This window comes from Amycolatopsis sp. NPDC043885, assembly GCF_056435685.1.
The window spans coordinates 12,467-30,111 of the sequence record NZ_JBWKEA010000019.1 but is presented as its reverse complement, the minus strand read 5'-3'; the positions used below and the strand labels follow the sequence as shown (position 1 = coordinate 30,111).

Here is a 17,645-nt window from a genome sequence, read left to right as displayed (position 1 = left end):
ACCATGATGAACGCAGCGAAGACGCTGGGCGCGGGGCTCGTGCTCGCCGCGACGACGGCGGCCTGCGGCGCGGGCGGCCCCGGAGCGCCGGCGAACACGAGCACCCCTCCGGTCGTCACCACATCTTCGGATCTGCCCACCTCGCTCCCGGCGAGCCCGCCGGCGGCGAAACCGCCGATGTCACGGCCGACCGTCGGCCCGCCTCCCTCGGACAAGATGCTGCCGCCGTCCCAGGTCGACACCGAACTGCCCGCGCAGGTCAGCGCCGAGAACGGCGGCCTGAACGTGCACCTCGAACTGAGTGGCTGCGACCAGGCGAGGGCGAACCTCGCCGAAGAGAACGCGCAGCGGGTCGTGGTCCACGTGACCATCGACCACGGGAAGCCGGGGCAGATGTGCCCGCAGGTGATCCGCTACGCCGTCCTGCCGGTGAAACTCGCCGAGCCGGTCGGGGCCCGGACCGTCGTCTTGTAAGCGGGTTGAGATCATGTGCAACCCCACCGCGGCCTCGTTCCGTCCTAGCCACATGAGGTACTTAACGAATGTCATCGGCCTTGGCCTGATCGTCGTTGCGGTATCCGCTTGCGGGGCGCAGAACCAGGCAGCGGAACCCGCGGCCGGACCCGGGAGCGGAACCCTGAGTACCGTGCCGCCGTCGCCGACCGCACCGTCGACCGCGCCGCCGTCCTCGTCCCCGACGCCCGCGCCGGGGAGCCAGCCGGGTGTGCCGGGCGCGCCTCGCCAGGAGGTTCCGGAAGGCAGCACCAAGCTGCCGGACAAGCAGCTCGACGCGTCGGCGCTGCCCGCGGACTACCCGCGCGAGGTGTACACCAGCAACGGCGGGACGATCCTGAACATCCGCGGCCAGGAAGGCGGCTGCGGGCACGCGACGGCGGAGGCCGCGCAGCAGGACGGGACCAGGGTCACCGTCAACCTGACCGAACTGAAGGGCCAGACCGGCCAGATGTGCACGATGGACATCCGGCATCCGGTGATCTCGGTGGCGCTGTCGGCGCCGCTGGGGGAGCGGACCGTGGTCCTGAAGCAGATGCGATAACGCCAGGACGTGCCATGAGGTCCGTGAAGGCCTCCTTCCCTACCTTCAGGGTAGGGAAGGAGGCCTTCACGGACGTCAGCGGAAGCTGATCTGCAGCACCGGTTCCGAGGTGGCCTCGAAGAAGTCGTTGCCCTTGTCGTCGATGACGATGAACGCGGGGAAGTCCTCGACCTCGATCTTCCAGACCGCTTCCATCCCCAGCTCGGCGTACTCGAGGACGTCGACCTTCTTGATGCAGTCCTGCGCGAGCCGCGCGGCCGGGCCGCCGATCGAGCCGAGGTAGAACCCGCCGTGCTCGTTGCACGCGGCGGTCACCTTCTTGGACCGGTTGCCCTTCGCCAGCATCACCAGCGAGCCGCCGGCGGCCTGGAACTGCTCGACGTAGGAGTCCATGCGGCCTGCGGTGGTCGGCCCGAACGAGCCCGACGCGTAACCCTCGGGCGTCTTCGCCGGGCCCGCGTAGTACACGGGGTGGTCGCGAAGGTACTGAGGCATCTCTTCACCCGCGTCGAGCCGCTCGGCGATCTTCGCGTGCGCGATGTCGCGGGCGACGACGAGCGGACCGGTCAGCGACAGGCGGGTCTTCACCGGCAGCTGCGAGAGCTGCGCGCGGATCTCGGCCATCGGCCGGTTCAGGTCGACGGTCACCACCTCGTCGGACAGATCGTCCTCGGTGACGTCCGGCAGGAACTGCGCCGGGTCGCGCTCCAGCTGCTCCAGGAACACGCCGTCGGCGGTGATCTTCGCCTTCGCCTGGCGGTCGGCCGAGCACGAGACAGCGACACCGACCGGGCAGGACGCGCCGTGACGCGGCAGGCGGATCACCCGGACGTCGTGGCAGAAGTACTTTCCGCCGAACTGCGCGCCGATCCCGAACTGGCGCGTCATCTCCAGCACCTGCTGTTCGAGGTCGACGTCGCGGAAACCGTGGCCCAGCTCGGAACCCTCAGTGGGCAGGTCGTCGAGATAGCGGGCGGAAGCGAGCTTCGCGACCTTCAGGTTGAACTCCGCCGACGTGCCGCCGACGACGATCGCGAGGTGGTACGGCGGGCAGGCCGCGGTGCCGAGGCTGCGCAGCTTCTCGTCGAGGAACTTCGCGAGCCGCTTCGGGTTCAGGACGGCTTTCGTTTCCTGATAGAGGAACGTCTTGTTCGCGCTGCCGCCGCCCTTGGCCATGAACAGGAATTCATAGCTCGGGTCGCCTTGGCCATCTTTGTGATAGAGCTCGATCTGTGCGGGCAAGTTGGTGCCCGTATTGCGCTCATCCCAGAAATTCACCGGCGCCATCTGTGAATAGCGCAGATTCAACTCCTGATAGGCGTCGAAAATACCGCGCGACAGCGCACGCTCGTCGTCGGCGCCGGTGAGCACGCCCTCGCCGCGTTTGCCGATCACGATCGCGGTGCCGGTGTCCTGGCACATCGGGAGGACGCCGCCGGCGGAGATCGCCGCGTTGCGCAGCAGGTCCATCGCGACGAAGCGGTCGTTGCCGCTGGCCTCGGGGTCGTCGACGATCGCGCGCAGCTGCGCCAGGTGTGACGAGCGCAACAGATGCTGGATGTCGGTGATCGCGGTCTTGGCGAGTTTGGTCAGCGCCTCGGGCTCGACCTTGAGGAACTTCCGGCCCGCGGCTTCGACGACCTCGACACCTTCGGTGCCGATCAGCCGGTACTCGGTGTGGGTGTCCTTGGCGAGCGGAAGGACTTCGGTGTACTGGAACGTGGTGGGCGCCACTGCGCGGGCTCCTTTGCCGGCATCGGGAACCCGCTCACGGTACCCAAGCCCGGCCAAGGCGTCCGCGAGGCCACGGCTGACGTAACCGAGGCCACTGCCGGTGGGCGCCGACGCCGGCGGGCCGAGGGTGTCTTAGGTACGTACTGCCGGTGCGTGGGTGGCGGTTTCGCGTGACTGGACGGACGACACGCGTGTTTAGAGGGACGACACGCGTGTTCGGGCGGACGACTCTCGGCGGAACCCGGCCGCGGTCGTGTCGTCCATCCAGTCACGCGTGTCGTCCGGTCGGTCACGTGACATCGCCGGTGCTGGACCTCGTGAGTGGCAAGGACGGTGAGAACACGAAATCCCACTCACGACCCACCGGGCCGGCTGCAATTCGCACTCCGCATTTTGTCGCCGGGCCCCACAAATTAGTTCGGGAGGCCGGGCCCACCCCGACGGACCCGACCTCCCGGGGAAAGCGATCCGGGCGCGCACGCCCGACCGCGAAGACTTATTGCCTGCTCGACGGTCTCGTGACGCAGGTCATAAGTCAACGCTGCCGAACGGGTGTTGCTTTTTCCGCGCCGAAAGGTGTCGTGGCATTACGAAGCGTAGGCGCGCAGGCGGTCCGCCCGCTCACCCTGACGCAGCTTCGACATGACCTCTCGCTCGATCTGCCGAACGCGCTCACGGGAGAGCCCGAAGTGCTTGCCGATCTGGTCGAGCGTGCGCGGCTGGCCGTCGTCGAGGCCGTAGCGCAGGCGGATCACCTGGGACTCGCGGTCGTCCAGCGTCGCGAGCACGCGGCGCAGGTCGTCCTGGAGCAGACCGGAGATCACGGCGCTCTCGGCGTCGGTCGCCTCCGAGTCCTCGATGAAGTCACCGAGCGGGGCGTCCTCCTCGGTGCCGACCGGCATGTCGAGGCTCACCGGGTCACGCGAGTGGTCGAGCAGGTCGGAGATCTTGTGCGCCGGGATACCCGACTCGGCGGCCAGCTCCTCGTGGGTGGCGTCCCGGCCGAGCTGCTGGTGCAGGTCACGCTTGATGCGCGCCAGCTTGTTCACCTGTTCCACCAGGTGGACCGGCAGCCGGATGGTGCGTCCCTGGTCGGCCATCCCCCTGGTGATGGCCTGGCGGATCCACCAGGTGGCGTAGGTCGAGAACTTGAACCCCTTGGAGTAGTCGAACTTCTCCACCGCGCGGATCAGACCCAGGTTCCCCTCCTGGATCAGGTCGAGCAGCGGCATCCCCCGGCCGGTGTAACGCTTCGCGAGCGAGACCACGAGGCGGAGGTTGGCCTCCAGCAGGTGGTTCTTCGCGACGTGGCCGTCACGCACGAGAGCGGACATCTCCGAACGCCGCTTCGGCGTGAGCCCCTCGGCCGTGTCGAGCATGTGCTGGGCGAACACGCCCGCTTCGATGCGCTTGGCCAGCTCGACCTCGTCGGCGGCGGACAGCAGTGCCGTCTTGCCGATTCCGTTGAGGTACACGCGAACGAGGTCCGCGGCCGGGCTCTGGGCGTCGAGGTCGGCGTCGGTGAGCGCCCCCGTGCTCACCGGCTCCTGGGTGGATTGCGCCGGGATACGGCGCTCGCGAATCCCGCGCGCTTCGCGTTCGAGAGTCTGGACTGACATTCTGCCTCCCCGGTCACGGGCTGAACGTGCTGCGGTTGTCCGCCGGGTCCGTCTCGGCGTAGCAGGCCCTGTGGAAAACCGGCTACTCCTCGTCGGCCCAGCTTGGCTGGACACTTGGCTCAACGCCGGGAGGTCCGAAAACGTTCCCGGCGGCTACAGAGGAGACGGGCGGCTGACCTGGGGCGTTGCTCCACCAACCCTGAGCTTTTCCTGAGAATGCTCGTGCCGAGGAGAAAGAATCGTGGTCTAGACCTCTAGGAGGACGGTGAACGGACCGTCGTTCACGCTCCGGACCGCCATCATGGCCCCGAAGCGGCCGGTTTCGACCCACGCGCCGCGTTCGCGCAGCGCGTCGACGACGGCTGTCACGAGGGGCTCGGCGACCTCGGGCCGGGCGGCCGCCGTCCAGGACGGACGGCGGCCTTTGCGGGTGTCGCCGTAAAGAGTGAACTGGCTTACGACGAGCAGGGGAGCGCCGGTGGTGGCGCAGGATTCCTCGTCGCGAAGTATGCGAGCTTCGTGCAGTTTGCGGGCCATCGTCGCCACCTTGGACACGTCGTCGTCGACGTGGATTCCCAGCAGCACCAGCAAACCCGGCTCGTCGATGGCGCCGGTCACCTCGTCGCCGACGGTCACGCTCGCTTCCGTGACCCTCGCCACCACCGCCCGCATCAGACGGCGGGGAGGAGCATGCCGTGCCGGACCAGTTCCCGGACGACGGGCAGCGCGGCTTCGGCCAGCTCCTCCGGTTCGAGACCCTGAGCGGCCGCCAGGAGCACGATCAGGTCCTCCAGGGGAAGCGCGCCCTGGCAGCCCGCGAGCAGCCGTGTCGCGAGTTCGTCCACTTCGTGCGACCACCCGGGCCCGTCGGTGCGGTGCAGCCGCTGGACGGTCGTGGCCCAGCCCTCCTCGCCCGGCTCGGCGACGCTCTCCAGAAGCACCGTTTCCGGCACCCGGAACCGGACATCGAGGAGCGAATCACCATTGGCGCGAAGCCATTCCACCCGATCCAGCCAGTTCGCGGCCTCGGCGCCCAGCGGATCGTCGTAAGCCTGGCGCAGGTCTTCGCACACGATCGTCGGAGTCGCGCCGTCCGCCCGCCGGAGGGTGACGAAGCCGAACCCGATCCCCTGGACGTCGTTTTCGTCGAACCAGTCGAGCCACGCTCCGGATTTCGCGCGGCCTTCGGGGGAACGGGGATCGATGCCCGCGTCCCGCAGCCACGTGCCGACGTACAGGCCCGGGTCCGCGATGTCCCGCTGGACGAACCACGCGTCGGTCTCGGCGGGCAGCCAGCGGGTCACCCGATCGCCCCAGTCCTCACCCTTCACGTGCAGCCAGGACGCCAGGAGCTGACCCGTGCCGCCGTCGTTGAGGAACCCGGGCAGCTGGCGCACCACGAGCGCGCTGGCGTCGTCACCCGCGAGCCCGGAGTCGCGGTAGGTGTAGTCGACCCGCGGCGGGCCGACCACGAACGGCGGATTGCACACGATCTGGTCGAACCGGCGCCGCGCGACCGGCGCGAACCATTCGCCACGGACGAGTTCGACGTCCAGTTCGTTGAGCCGGAACGTCGCCGCCGCCAGTGCCAGCGCGCGGGCCGAGACGTCGGTCGCGGTGACCTTCTTCGCGTGCCGGGTGGCGTGCAGCGCCTGGACACCGTTGCCGGTGCCGACGTCGAGCAGGCTGCCGACCTCGCGGCGGCTGGTGGCCCGGATCAGGCTGAGCGAGGCGTGTCCGACGCCGAGCACGTGGTCTTCGGGCACGGTCGTGCCCAGGACGTCGGCGTCGAGGTCGGAGACGACCCACCACGAGCCCTCGTCGTCGCCGTGCGGGCGGACGTCGAGTCCGGCCCGGTAGCCGTCGGCGGCGGGCACGAGCAGCGTGGCGGCGACCGCGTCATCGAGAGACAGTGGCGCGAAAGCGGCCTCGACGTCCTTCGCCGGTTCGGTCGACCCCAGCAGGAAAAGGCGGATCAGCGTGCCGAGCTCACCCACGTCGCGGGTCGCGCGGTAGGCGAGTTCCGGTTCGCCGCGGCCGAGGGCGGCGTGCGCGGAGCCGAGGGCGCCGACCACGCCGTCGGTGTCGTACCCCGTCCGGCGGAAGGCGTCCCGCAGCCTCGCGCAGGCGTCGTCGGACAGGTCGGGGAGGGCCGCTCGTGTGCTCACGTTCGGTAATACTGCCAGGATGGCGTGGTGAGCCTCGAACGTGTCCTGGCACCGCTGCAGGCGGCGCTGCCCGGATTGGAAGACCTGTACACCGACCTCCACCGGCATCCGGAGCTGTCGTTCGCCGAAACCCGCACCGCGGCCGAACTGGCGAAGCGCCTGGAGGCCGACGGTTACGAGGTGCACACCGGGATCGGACGCACCGGTGTCCTGGGCGTGCTGCGCAACGGCCCCGGCCCGAAGGTGATGTTGCGCGCCGACATCGACGCGCTGCCGGTCGAGGAGAAGACCGGCCTTGCGTACGCGAGCACCGCGCGCGGTGTCGACGCCGACGGCCGCGAAGTCCCGGTGATGCACGCCTGCGGCCACGACATGCACGCCACCTGGCTCTCCGGTGCCGCTTCGCTGCTCGCGGCCGGACGCGAGCACTGGTCCGGCACGTTGATGGTCGTGTTCCAGCCGGGGGAGGAGGCCGGGGATGGCGCCGTCGGCATGGTCCGCGACGGGGTCTTCGGGCCCGCCGGCAAACCCGACGTCGTGCTCGGCCAGCACGTCGTGCCCGGTCCGGCGGGCTGGGTGCTGACCAGGCCGGGCGTGATCATGGCGGCCACCGACGCGCTCCGGATCACCCTGCACGGCCGCGGCGGGCACGGCTCGCGCCCCGAGACCACGGTGGACCCCGCGGTGCTCGCCGCGTCCGTGGTGCTCAAGCTCCAGACCATCGTGTCGCGGGAGATCTCGGCGACCGAGTCGGCGGTGGTGACCGTCGGGTCGCTGCACGTCGGCACGGCGCACAACATCATCGCCGACCACGCCGTCCTCGAGGTCAACATCCGGTCGTTCGACCAGGCCGTGCGGGAGAAGGTCGTCGCGGCGGTCGAGCGGATCGTCCAGGGCGAGGCGGCCACCGCGGGTGCGCCGAAACCGCCGGAGATCGAGCGGATCGGCGCGTTCCCGGTCACCGAGAACGACGACGCAGCCACCGAGGGGCTCACCGCCGCCTTCCGTGACCACTTCGGCGAAAGCCGGGTGATGCCCGCGCCGCTGGTCACCGGCAGTGAGGACTTCAGCGAGTTCGGCCGCGCGGCCGGCGTCCCGTCGGTGTTCTGGCTGGTCGGCGGTCTGGACGAGGGCAAGGTGATCGCCGCGATGACCGCCGGTCGCTTCGAACAGGACATCCCGTCGAACCATTCGCCGCTCTTCGCGCCGATCCCGCATCCGACGCTTTCGGCCGGCGTCGAGACGCTCGTGGTCGCGGCTCTGCACCGGCTCACCCACCCGGCTGTCGGATGAGCCGGGCGAGTGGGAGCATGGAAGCCGGAGGTGGTGCTGTGAACGCGCCCGCCCACGGTCCCGAGCCGAGGGAACCCGCTCCGGTGCTGATCACCGAAGCCGCCCCGTCCTACGAAGACCAGCTGGCCAAGCGGAAGCGGAAGTACATCATCATGATGTCGTTCCGCATCCCGTGCCTGATCCTGGCCGGGATCTTCTACCAGACCTGGTGGCTCGCGCTGGCACTGATCGCGATCTCGATCCCGCTGCCCTGGGTCGCCGTCCTGATCGCCAACGACCGGCCGCCGCGCAAGAGCGAGAAGGTCAACCGCTACCAGGCCGAACCGACCCGCATCGAAAGCGGCGGCCATCGCGTCATCGACGGCGGCTGACCCGTTTCGCGCGTGCTATGAAAGGTCCTTTCCTTGCAAATTTCGCAAGGAAAGGACCTTTCATAGCGTTCGGTGAGGGGCTACGGCTGCGGCCCGACCTTCGAAACCGCGCGTGCACCCAGCCGGGTACCCGCCCGGAGCACCTCCACGGTGGACTCGCCGCGCAGCCACGCCGCGAGCACACCGGCGTCGAACGCGTCGCCGGCGCCGGTGGAGTCGACGCACTCCGCGGGCTGGGACGGCACCGAGGTGATGGTGCCGCTCGCGTCCACCCAGCTGGCGCCGTCGAGACCGGCGGTGACCACGACCTCGCCGACGTAGTCCAGCAGTTCCTTCGCCGCCTCGGGATCGCTCGACCCGGTCAGCGCGACCAGTTCGCTGGTGTTCGGCATCAGCAGGTCGACGCCGCGCACGTCGTCGAGGAAGGCCGCGGGATCGGTGATCAGCGTCGCCGCCTGCGGGTCGACCGACGTCGTCAGCCCGGCCTTCTTCGCCGCCGCCAGGGAGGCGAGCGCGGCCGGCCGTGACGACGGGTACAGCAGGACGTAACCCGAGAGGTGCAGGTGGCTCGCCCCGCTCAGGGCCGCCTCGGTGATGTCTGAGGGACTGAACTTCGCGTTGGCGGCGCGGTCGGCGAGCATGCTCCGCTCACCGGCGCCGTCGACGAGCACCACGACGCAGAACGTCGGTTCCTCGGGGTCCACCGCGAACTCGCAGCGGACGCCCGCCGCTTCCAGTTCGCTCTTCACCATGCGGCCGCCGGAATCGTCCCCGATCCGCGCGACCAGCGTGGTCTCCGTGCCCTCGGCCCGCAGCCACAGCGCGGTGTTCGCGCCCGCGCCGCCACTGGTGAAGTGGACCTTCGCACGGATGTCGCCGCCGTGCGGGATGGGGCCTTCGTGCCGCGCGACCACGTCGAGGCCGACGTCGCCGACGACGACGATGCCGCTCACGCGCCGTTCCCGGCGAGCGCGACGGCCACTTCGGTGGCCAGTTCCGCGTTGGACAGCACCAGCGCCTCGTTCGCGTCGAGGCTCACGCCTTCGCTGGCGGTGTGGAAGTGCTCCAGCAGCACCGGGGTGACGTCCTTGCCGTGCACCCCTCGCGATTTCAGCAGTTCCAGCCCTTCGGCGAGCAGCCGGTCGTGCAGTTCCTTGTCCATTTCGGACGCTTCCGGGATCGGGTTCGCGAGCAGGACACCGGAATCCGCGTGCGCCCGGTGGGCGGCGATGACCGAGGCGGCCTGCGCGGTGTCGTCGACCCGCCACGGCACCTCGAAGCCGGACGAGCGGAGGTAGAACGCGGGGAACTCGCCGGTGCGGTAGCCCAGCACCGGTACGGAGTTGGTCTCCAGCACTTCGAGTGTCGCGGCGATGTCGAGCACCGACTTCACCCCGGAGCAGACGACCGTGGTCGGCACCTTCGCGAGGACGCCGAGATCCGCCGAGACGTCCCAGCTCCGCGCCGCGCCCTGGTGCACGCCGCCCAGCCCGCCGGTGGCGAACATGCCGATTCCGGCCGCGGCGGCCAGCGCCGCGGTGCTCGCGACCGTCGTGGCCCCGGAGCGCCCGAGGCCGACGGCCGGGCCGATGTCGCGCAGGGAGAGCTTGTCCAGGTCCGCGCCGGGCGCGCAGACGCGTTCAAGCTGCTCGCCGGTGAGGCCGATCAGCGGGACGCCGTCGAGGACGGCGATGGTCGCGGGGACGGCGCCGCCGTCGCGCACGATGTTCTCCAGCCGCCGGGCGACGTCGAGGTTGCGGCCGGGCGGGAGACCGTGGGAGAGGATGGTGCTCTCCAGCGCGACGACGGGGTCACCGGCGGCGAGGGCGGAGGCGACCTCTTCGTGAAGGGACAGTTGCGGAGTCACGAACGAACATCATCGGTGATGTGGGTCCGCGTCACGCCATCGGGTCAGTTCGTTCGCGAGGTTCTCGCGCGCCTTGCTCTCCCAGCGTGCCCGCGCGATGTCGCTGCGATACAGCCGCGGCCTGGCCAGCAGGTTCTCCAGCACCGTCGCGCGTCCCGCCCGCCAGTCCTCGTCGGAGTAGATCGAGTACTCCTCTCGGACACCGCTCGCGTACTCCTCGTAACGCTCCGGTGTGGCGCCGAGGATCGCGAGGTCGGCGTCGAGCAGCGCCGTGGCGAGGAGGTCGTCGTCCGGGGCGGCGTGATGGATCGTGCTCAGGACCAGCTCTCCGGCGCGCTCGACATCCGCTTCGGGGACGCCGGCGTTGGTGAGTTCGTCCCGCGTCCAGGCCGCGCTCGCCCGTTCGTCCTCGCCGGGACGGGCGTCGTACACGACATCGTGCGTCCAGGCGGCGATGGCGACGAGGGCGCGTTCGCGGGCGCCCAGGCCGAAGGCGACGGCGAGGTCGCCGCTGTCGTGGGCGACGGCCGTGACGTGCCGGAGATCGTGGTATCGGCGATGTGGTTCGGCGTAGCGGGTTTCGAGGTCGTTCCACGCGACGGCGGCGATCCGGTGATCGCCGCCGAGCCTCGTGATCGCGGTGGGCCAGTCCATCAGTCGAAGATCCCGCGCGCCTTGGCCACCTCGTGCAGCCATCCTTCGAGCTGTGGCTCCCAGTTGACCCGGTCGAGCGCCGCGTGGTCGACCTTGAACAGGCCGAGGAACTCCTGGCCGCGTCCGCCGAACCCGCCGCTCTTGGACACCCGGACCCGTTTGGTCACCTCCAGCACGACCTGCGTCTCCGACGGCGAGGACAGGAAGGTCACCGCCACCGAGGTGAAGACGGGCGCGAACCGCGGCGAAGGGGTGAAGCGGATCTCCTGGAAGAACGGGAGCTGCTGGACGGCGCCGTTGATCCGGCCGCGTTCCAGCACGGCCTCGCGGAAGACGAAGCCGATCCGGCTGAAGGCGTCCAAGATCCGTTTCTGCGCGGGCAGCGGCTCGATCGCGGCGCCGTCGACGTCGACCGGGTCGGTCACGGAGTTGGCGATGTCGAGGCAGGTCTGGAGGCCGACGGCCATCCCGTTCAGTGGCTTGCCGAAGACGCTGGAGATCGGTGTCTCCCAGGGCAGGGCCACCTCGAACGGGATGCGGACCTGCTGCCCAGGCCCGATCCGCTCGTTGCCCGCCAGCTGCTGAGTGCCGAACTCGAGGTCCTCGACGCCAGGGCGGCGTTCGTCCGGGAGGGTGACCCTGGCGAGCAGCTTCACCGAGAGGCCGTTGATCTCTTGATCGACTTCGCCGCCGAGCAGCAGGACCTCGCCGCGCAACGGGCGGCCGGGGGAGACCGTGCGGTCGAGCAGCCGGGCGTCGATCTTCGCCCCGCCCGAGCCGAACGTCGCGAGCACCTTCTGGAACATGGGCGAGATCCTGCCAGGTCGTCGGTGTGCGCAGGAGGATTTGGGGCATTATGGAGGGGTGAGTACACAGACCCTTCCGAAGCCGGATACCCGTCCCGAGGGCACCGACGGCACCGACGACGATTCGCCGAAGATGTTCCACTACGTGCGCAAGAACAAGATCGCCGAAAGCGCGGTCATGGGCACGCACGTGGTGGCGCTGTGCGGTGAGGTCTTCCCGGTGACGAAGTCGGCGAAGCCCGGTTCGCCGGTCTGCCCGGACTGCAAGAAGATCTACGACGGTCTCAAGCCGGGCGACTGAGTGTCCGTCCGGTGTCCGAAACCGGACAAAATCTGAAAATCCTTCACATGGTGGCTGCCCGTCCCGGTCTTCGCTGGTAATCAGTACGCGCCAGCGAAAACCCGCCGGGACGGAGCCTTCATGCGTAGAACCGGGATCGTGCTCGCCATCGCCGCGTTGGTCGCGGTGTTCTCACCCGCCGCCGCCCAAGCCGTCACAGGCTGGACCACTGTCGGCTCGGACAACGCCCGCCCGCTCGACGAGGGCCAGGGCCTGGCCACCATCGAACGGCCGTCCGGGACGATCTACCGCTACACCGGGATCGCGACCGTTCCCGTGAACCTGTCGTCCCAGGGCTGGAACCACGTCGGAGACCCTGGCTCCGCGCGGGGCTGGTACGTCGAGCCGTACCAGCGCGACGACAGGGGAGCGAAACTCTTCCGCGTCGAGTCGCCCGACGGGACCTGGGCGAACTACACGCACACGCTGGAGTCGTGGGAGGCGAACAACAACTCGTTCGCCGCCGTGACCCCTGACGCCCGCTGGATGGTGGCCGGTGAGTGGGGCACGATGGACCGGCTCCTCGTGCACCCGATGCCCGGCGTCGCGCATACGAACCCGTCGGCGAACCTGCCGTACGCGTCCGCGATCCGGCTCGACAAGCCGGTGCGGGACATCCAGGGCTGCGACTTCGTCACCGCGACCCGGCTGCTGTGTGCGTCCGACGACCCCGAGGGCGCACTGTTCGGGACCACGAAGCCGCTGCTGCAGGTCGACCTTTCCGGCGCGCTGTCAGGTTCGGATGTGACCGGGCGGGTCACGTCGCTGGGGCAGCTCCCGCTGAAGAGCATGTGCAGCGGGAACTTCGAGACCGAGGGCATCGACGTCGCCGCCGACGGCACCCTGCGGGTCGTCATGCTTTCGCCCTCGTGGTGCGTGGCCTTCGACAGCAAGACGTGGCGGTTCCGGAAGGCGTGACACCCGTGCTCGGAGCCGGAACTCGCGTGCTTGAAGGCGGAACTCGCGTGCTTGGACGCGTACCGGCTCCAAGCACGCGAGTCACGTCCCCAAGCACGCGAGTTCCGGCTCCAAGCACGTGACCGGTGGCATTTAGCCGGCTAAGTGCGAAGCGGCGAAAGGCACGCCGGGCGCCCACCCAGGCCCCGGCGTGCCTTCCTCCCCCCACCCCCCCAGGTCTACGAAGCCGGCTCCGGGGTCAGCGTCTCGGTGGCCGGGGCCGAGGACCGCCGGGCGTCCTTCTTCGCGCGGCGCTTCTCTTTCCGCGTCTCGACCATCGTGTACAGCGTCGGCACCAGGATCAGCGTCAGCAGGGTCGAGCTGACCAGCCCGCCGATGACCACGATCGCCAGCGGCTGCCCGATGAACCCGCCCTGTCCGGTCAGCCCGAGCGCCATCGGGACCAGCGCGAAGATGGTCGCCGCCGCGGTCATCAGGATCGGCCGCAGCCGTCGCCTGCCGCCTTCGACGACGGCGTCGGCGACGCTCATCCCCGAAGCCCGGTACTGGTTGATCAGGTCGATCAGCACGATCGCGTTGGTCACCACGATGCCGACGAGCATCAGCATCCCGATCAGCGCGGGCAGCCCCAGCGCGGTCCCGGTGGCCAGCAGCAGCCCGATCGCGCCGGTCGCCGCGAACGGGATCGACACCAGCAGGATCAGCGGCTGGATCAGGCTGCGGAACGTCGCCACCATGATCAGATAGACGATCGCGACCGCGGCCAGCAGCGCGAGGAACAGGTTCCCGAAGGCCTCCTGCTGGTCTTCGCTGACCCCGCCGAGCTTGTACGCCGCGCCGCCGGTGAAGGTCAGTCCGTCCAATTTGGACTGGATGGCCCGCGTGGTGGCGGCCAGGTCCGCGCCGGTGTTCTTGGCGGTGACCGTGGTGCTCAGCTCGCCCGAGGTGCGGTGCACCGCGGCCGGCCCGTCCACTGTGGACACGGTGGCGACGGAGTCCAGCCGCACCACGCCGGTCGCGCTCGGGATGGGCAGCGCCTTGACCGCGTCGACCGACACCGGGGCCGTGCCCGCGCGCAGCACGATGTCCGTGCGCTGACCGTCGACCGGCAGCTGGGTCACCGTGCGGCCGGCGATGGCCTGGTTCGCGATCTGGCCGATCGTGGTCGCCGAAAGCCCGCTCGCGGCGGCCTTGGCGGCGTCGACCTCGACCTGCACGCGCGGCGAACCCTGCGCGAGGTCACTGGTCACCTCGGTCAGGTCCGGAACGCCGGACAGCGCCTGGCGGACCTGCTCGGCGGCCGGTTTCAAGGCGGCCTCGTCGGGAGCGGTGACGGTGATCGAGACCTGGTCCGAGTTGAACCCGCTCGCCTCCGCACCGATCTTGACCTCGCCGAGCTCCGGCTTGTCGAGCTTGCCTCGCAACCGCACGGAGAGCGCGTCGAGGTCGGTGTCCTTGGCGACGGTGACCTGGATGCCGGTCGCCGTCCCGCCGCCACCGAAGAAGCCGCCTCCGCCGATGCTCACCTGGTAGGTCTCGACGGCGGGTTCGGCGGCGAGCGCCTGCTCCACCGCGCCGGCGGCCTTCTCCTTGGCCTCGGAACTGGTGCCGGGCGGGAGCTTCTGCGAAAGGCTCAGCGTCGTCGAACCGGACTGGTCGAGGAAGTTGGTGTTCAGCTGCGAGGCCAGCCCGACCGTGCCCCCGAAGATGATCAGTGCCAGCAGGACCACGGTGACGCGGCGCCTGGTGGCGAACCGGATCACCGGAACGTACCCGCGCTGCAGCAGCCCGCGGCGTTCCTTGTCCTCGGCGGCCTGGCGCGTGAGCTCGGCCTCGCGTTCGTCCGCCGGCGCCTTGGGCGGCTTGAGGAACCAGTACGCGAGCACCGGCACGATCGTCAGCGACACCAGGAGGGACGCCAGCAGCGCCACGGTGACCGTGATCGCGAACGGCGAGAACAGCTCGCCGACGAACCCGCCCACGAAGGCGATCGGCAGGAACACCGCGACCGTGGTGAGGGTGGACGACGTCACCGCGCCCGCGACCTCGCGCACGCCGTCGAGGACCGCGCGCTGCTTCTCCTCGCCGTACGCCAGATGTCGTTTGATGTTCTCCAGCACCACGATCGAGTCGTCGACCACCCGTCCGATGGCGATGGTGAGCGCGCCGAGGGTGAGCAGGTTCAGCGAGAGATCGCCGGTCCACAACGCCAGCAGCGCCACGACCACCGAAAGCGGGATCGACACCGCCGTCACCAAGGTGGAGCGCACCGACATCAGGAACAGCAGGATGACCACGACCGCGAACGCCAGCCCGAGCAGCCCTTCGGTGGTCAGGCCGCTGATCGCGTCCTTGACCGGGGTGCCCTGGTCGAACACGACGCTCATCTCGGCGCCGATCTTCTTCGACAGCTCGGGCAGCCTGTCCCGCACCGATTCCGAGATCGCGACCGCGTTCCCGTTCTCCACCATCGTGATCGAGAGCCCGAGGCTCGGCTTGCCGTTGGTGCGCGTGATCGAGGTCGGCGGCGCGAAGCCGGCCTGGACGTCCGCGACATCACCGAGCTTCACCGGCTTGCCCGCCGGCGCCCCGGGACGCGACGGCTGCGACGGCGTCAGGTAAAGGTTCTTGATCGTGTCCACTGTGGTCGGTCCGCCGCCGACCTGGACGGTGAGCGTCTTGTCGCCTTCGGTCAGCGTCCCGGCCGGGACGGCCGCACCGGCGGTCTGCAGCGTGGTGGCGATCGACGACGGGTCCACCCCCGCGGCGGCCAGTTTCGCGTAGTCCAGCGCGATGGTGACCCGCGGCTGCCGCGCACCGGTCACCTCGACCTCGCGGACACCGTCGATCTTCCGCAGTTCCGGCGCGACCTCCCCGGTCAGCGCGGGCGCGAGCGCCTGCGGGTCACCGGTGGTCCCGGCGGCGAGCAGCACGACCGGGAGATCGTCGGTGGATCCCGCCGACACCGATGGCTCGCTGTTCTGCGGCAGCCGTGCCTTCAGCCCGTCGACGACGCGCTGGATCTGCCCGACCGCCGCGTCGATGTCCGTGCCGAACTCGAACTGCGCGGTGATCCGCGACAGCCCCTCCGACGACGTCGAGCTCAGCTCCTCGAGCCCCTTCAACCCCTGCAGCCCGCCTTCGAGCGGCTCGGTGACCTGACGGTCCACCGCGTCCGGTGACGCGCCCGCGTACGGCGTGATGATCTGCGCCTGCGGGAACTGCAGTGACGGGAACAGCTGCTGCTTCAGCTGTGGCAGGGCGAAGGCGCCGAAGCCGATCACCACCAGGGCGAGCAGCCCGATGAGACTTCGGTTGCGCAGGCTGAGTCTGGCCAGCGTGGACATGGCGGTATCCCCCAGGAAATGGCTCGGGACGGGCGGGTTACCGCGAGCCTTTCATGGCGGGGGGTGGAGTGGATTCACACCACGGGTGGAATCGGAGTACGACTTCGGGATGAGGTCCCGCTCAATTTCGCCGTTCCGTCACCTGATCGGCTTCGCTCTGCGTTTCTTCGTTCACCGATTGTTCCCGCACGTGTTCGGCGTCACTGTCCGGGGAATCGCCGTTCTGGCGGGGACGGCGGAGCGGGACCGTCGTCCGTTCCCACAGTTTGCGGCCCTCTTCGGCGCGGATCCGTTCGTTCGCGCGTTCCATTTCCAGCCGCCGCCATTTCCGGCGCTGCCGTTTCGTCGCCTTGGCGGGCCACAGTTCCTGGATCGCGCTGTTGAAGTACGCGCCGCCGACCACCGCGAGCCCGATGAAGAACATCAGCAACAGGAACGCGATCGGCGCGGCGAGCGCGCCGTAGGTGTAGCCGGTCTTGGTGATCCAGTTCAGGTAGATCCGCAGCCCGATACTGGAGAGCAGGAACACGACCATGGCGAGCATCGCGCCCGGCAGCCCCCGGTGCCACGGCAGCCTGCGCGGCAGGGCGAGCTTGTACAGCGTCGTCAGCGCGAGCACGATCATCACGGCCAGCACCGGGTAGTACAGCGTGCCGACCCAGTACGACACCGTGTCGCGCCAGTCGGTGGGGAAGAACTGGGGGAGCAGGTCCGGCCCGATCGCCAGCAGCGGCAGCCCGACCACCAGGATGACCAGCCCGGCCAGGTACAGCAGCAGCGCGAAGATCCGCTGCCACACGTCGTTGCGGACGCCGTACTGGTCGTGTGCCACGGTGATGGCGTCGACGAACGACGACATCGCCGACGAACCCGCCCACAGGGAGATCAGGAAGCCGACGGAGACGATTTCGCCCTTGCCGACGAACAGGATGCTGTTGACCGTCGGCTCGATGATGTCGTGGACGGCGTTGTCGCTGAAGATCGTCTTGCTGAAGGTGATGATCCGATCGTGGACCGCGGTCACGACCTCCTGGCCGAACCAGTCGCCGACGAAGCCGAGGCAACCGAGGAGTCCCAGCAGCAGTGGCGGCAGGGAGAGCGTCTGCCAGAACGCGGCTTCGGCGGCCTCGGAGAAGATGTTGCCGTCCCACGCCTTGCTGAGCGTGCGGCTGAGCAGGCGCAACGGACCCCTGCGGCCCTTCGCGACCTCGGCGGCCGTGTCCGGACGGCCGTTCTCCTCGCTCATGCAGCTCCTCCGACGGCGCCGAGCGCCCTTGACGGTGTCCAGCATGGTCCATGCCGCGCCATTCGGCTCGCCACCCCTGGGTTTTCGGGTGAGTAACCCGACAACGGGGGTGGCGCTTCCGGCGTTCCAGTGGCCCGCGAGGTAGGCTCCCCCGAGTGCCCTCACCTCAGGCGCCGGCGTCGCGGCCGGATACCCAAGTGGGGGTTTTCGCTTGTGTCAGGGTGG

The 17,645-nt window shown here is 69.4% G+C and carries 16 protein-coding genes; 6 read left to right on the top strand and 10 right to left on the bottom strand.

Going from position 1 to position 17,645, the window contains the following annotated elements:
* Positions 1–3: 3 nt before the first annotated feature.
* Together AC069I_RS36235 and AC069I_RS36230 are read left to right on the top strand one after the other, a co-directional pair.
* Positions 4–474, top strand: coding sequence for a hypothetical protein (locus AC069I_RS36235; RefSeq protein ID WP_478227793.1), 471 nt, complete (start codon positions 4–6; stop codon positions 472–474).
* A 172-nt stretch (positions 475–646) separates the two neighbouring features.
* Entirely contained in the window at positions 647–1,057 is a 411-nt protein-coding gene (locus AC069I_RS36230) for a hypothetical protein (RefSeq protein WP_478227794.1), read from the top strand.
* A 75-nt stretch (positions 1,058–1,132) separates the two neighbouring features.
* On the opposite strand, the gene AC069I_RS36225 is transcribed toward AC069I_RS36230, so the two are convergent.
* The 4 genes from AC069I_RS36225 to AC069I_RS36210 all read right to left on the bottom strand — a co-directional run bounded on the left by AC069I_RS36225 (position 1,133) and on the right by AC069I_RS36210 (position 6,578).
* Positions 1,133–2,791 (bottom strand): fumarate hydratase, encoded by a 1,659-nt coding sequence (locus AC069I_RS36225; protein WP_125675324.1) that lies wholly within the window; start codon positions 2,789–2,791, stop codon positions 1,133–1,135.
* Between the two features lie 587 nt (positions 2,792–3,378).
* Complete coding sequence (locus AC069I_RS36220; RefSeq protein ID WP_255632714.1) at positions 3,379–4,410, bottom strand: sigma-70 family RNA polymerase sigma factor; 1,032 nt, start codon at positions 4,408–4,410, stop codon at positions 3,379–3,381.
* Positions 4,411–4,656: 246 nt separating this feature from the next.
* Entirely contained in the window at positions 4,657–5,082 is a 426-nt protein-coding gene (gene dtd, locus AC069I_RS36215; RefSeq protein ID WP_478267399.1) for a D-aminoacyl-tRNA deacylase, read from the bottom strand.
* Complete coding sequence (locus AC069I_RS36210; RefSeq protein ID WP_478267398.1) at positions 5,082–6,578, bottom strand: DUF7782 domain-containing protein; 1,497 nt, start codon at positions 6,576–6,578, stop codon at positions 5,082–5,084. The genes dtd and AC069I_RS36210 overlap by 1 nt, the downstream gene beginning before the upstream one ends.
* 27 nt (positions 6,579–6,605) lie before the next feature.
* Here AC069I_RS36210 and AC069I_RS36205 point away from each other — a divergent pair, with 27 nt between their 5' ends.
* Positions 6,606–7,871 carry an amidohydrolase gene (locus AC069I_RS36205; RefSeq protein ID WP_478267397.1) on the top strand — a complete coding sequence of 422 codons (1,266 nt, stop codon included), beginning with the start codon at positions 6,606–6,608 and terminating at the stop codon, positions 7,869–7,871.
* A 17-nt stretch (positions 7,872–7,888) separates the two neighbouring features.
* Positions 7,889–8,242, top strand: a complete 354-nt coding sequence (locus AC069I_RS36200; protein WP_340688462.1) for a DUF3099 domain-containing protein — start codon at positions 7,889–7,891, stop codon at positions 8,240–8,242.
* Positions 8,243–8,322: 80 nt separating this feature from the next.
* Here the strand turns inward: AC069I_RS36200 and AC069I_RS36195 are convergent, their stop codons facing one another.
* Genes AC069I_RS36195 through AC069I_RS36180 form a run of 4 tightly spaced genes read right to left on the bottom strand, consistent with a single transcriptional unit; the run spans position 8,323 to position 11,569 of the window.
* On the bottom strand, positions 8,323–9,195 hold the full coding sequence (locus AC069I_RS36195) for a carbohydrate kinase family protein (protein WP_340685186.1): 873 nt from the start codon (positions 9,193–9,195) through the stop codon (positions 8,323–8,325).
* On the bottom strand, positions 9,192–10,109 hold the full coding sequence (locus AC069I_RS36190; RefSeq protein ID WP_478227798.1) for a pseudouridine-5'-phosphate glycosidase: 918 nt from the start codon (positions 10,107–10,109) through the stop codon (positions 9,192–9,194). The genes AC069I_RS36195 and AC069I_RS36190 overlap by 4 nt, the downstream gene beginning before the upstream one ends.
* 9 nt (positions 10,110–10,118) lie before the next feature.
* Positions 10,119–10,763 (bottom strand): HD domain-containing protein, encoded by a 645-nt coding sequence (locus tag AC069I_RS36185; RefSeq protein WP_478227799.1) that lies wholly within the window; start codon positions 10,761–10,763, stop codon positions 10,119–10,121.
* Complete coding sequence (locus tag AC069I_RS36180; protein WP_478227800.1) at positions 10,763–11,569, bottom strand: sporulation protein; 807 nt, start codon at positions 11,567–11,569, stop codon at positions 10,763–10,765. Before AC069I_RS36180 ends, AC069I_RS36185 begins: the two co-directional genes overlap by 1 nt.
* A gap of 58 nt (positions 11,570–11,627) precedes the next feature.
* Between AC069I_RS36180 and AC069I_RS36175 the strand changes: the two genes are divergently transcribed.
* Together AC069I_RS36175 and AC069I_RS36170 are read left to right on the top strand one after the other, a co-directional pair.
* On the top strand, positions 11,628–11,870 hold the full coding sequence (locus AC069I_RS36175) for a DUF3039 domain-containing protein (protein ID WP_007033595.1): 243 nt from the start codon (positions 11,628–11,630) through the stop codon (positions 11,868–11,870).
* A 120-nt stretch (positions 11,871–11,990) separates the two neighbouring features.
* Positions 11,991–12,827 (top strand): hypothetical protein, encoded by an 837-nt coding sequence (locus AC069I_RS36170; protein WP_478227801.1) that lies wholly within the window; start codon positions 11,991–11,993, stop codon positions 12,825–12,827.
* 218 nt (positions 12,828–13,045) lie between these two features.
* Here the strand turns inward: AC069I_RS36170 and AC069I_RS36165 are convergent, their stop codons facing one another.
* Together AC069I_RS36165 and AC069I_RS36160 are read right to left on the bottom strand one after the other, a co-directional pair.
* Positions 13,046–16,174, bottom strand: coding sequence for an efflux RND transporter permease subunit (locus AC069I_RS36165; protein ID WP_478267396.1), 3,129 nt, complete (start codon positions 16,172–16,174; stop codon positions 13,046–13,048).
* A 121-nt stretch (positions 16,175–16,295) separates the two neighbouring features.
* On the bottom strand, positions 16,296–17,420 hold the full coding sequence (locus AC069I_RS36160) for a YihY/virulence factor BrkB family protein (protein WP_478227803.1): 1,125 nt from the start codon (positions 17,418–17,420) through the stop codon (positions 16,296–16,298).
* Between the last annotated feature and the right edge of the window lie 225 nt (positions 17,421–17,645).

Excerpts from the sequence above, each read along its gene's own strand:
- AC069I_RS36180 (WP_478227800.1), bottom strand. The coding sequence starts at position 11,569 with ATGTTCCAGAAGGTGCTCGCGACGTTCGGCTCGGGCGGGGCGAAGATC.
- AC069I_RS36160 (WP_478227803.1), bottom strand. The coding sequence starts at position 17,420 with ATGAGCGAGGAGAACGGCCGTCCGGACACGGCCGCCGAGGTCGCGAAG.
- AC069I_RS36170 (WP_478227801.1), top strand. The coding sequence starts at position 11,991 with ATGCGTAGAACCGGGATCGTGCTCGCCATCGCCGCGTTGGTCGCGGTG.
- dtd (WP_478267399.1), bottom strand. The coding sequence starts at position 5,082 with ATGCGGGCGGTGGTGGCGAGGGTCACGGAAGCGAGCGTGACCGTCGGC.
- AC069I_RS36185 (WP_478227799.1), bottom strand. The coding sequence starts at position 10,763 with ATGGACTGGCCCACCGCGATCACGAGGCTCGGCGGCGATCACCGGATC.
- AC069I_RS36200 (WP_340688462.1), top strand. The coding sequence starts at position 7,889 with ATGGAAGCCGGAGGTGGTGCTGTGAACGCGCCCGCCCACGGTCCCGAG.
- AC069I_RS36165 (WP_478267396.1), bottom strand. The coding sequence starts at position 16,174 with ATGTCCACGCTGGCCAGACTCAGCCTGCGCAACCGAAGTCTCATCGGG.
- AC069I_RS36220 (WP_255632714.1), bottom strand. The coding sequence starts at position 4,410 with ATGTCAGTCCAGACTCTCGAACGCGAAGCGCGCGGGATTCGCGAGCGC.
- AC069I_RS36235 (WP_478227793.1), top strand. The coding sequence starts at position 4 with ATGATGAACGCAGCGAAGACGCTGGGCGCGGGGCTCGTGCTCGCCGCG.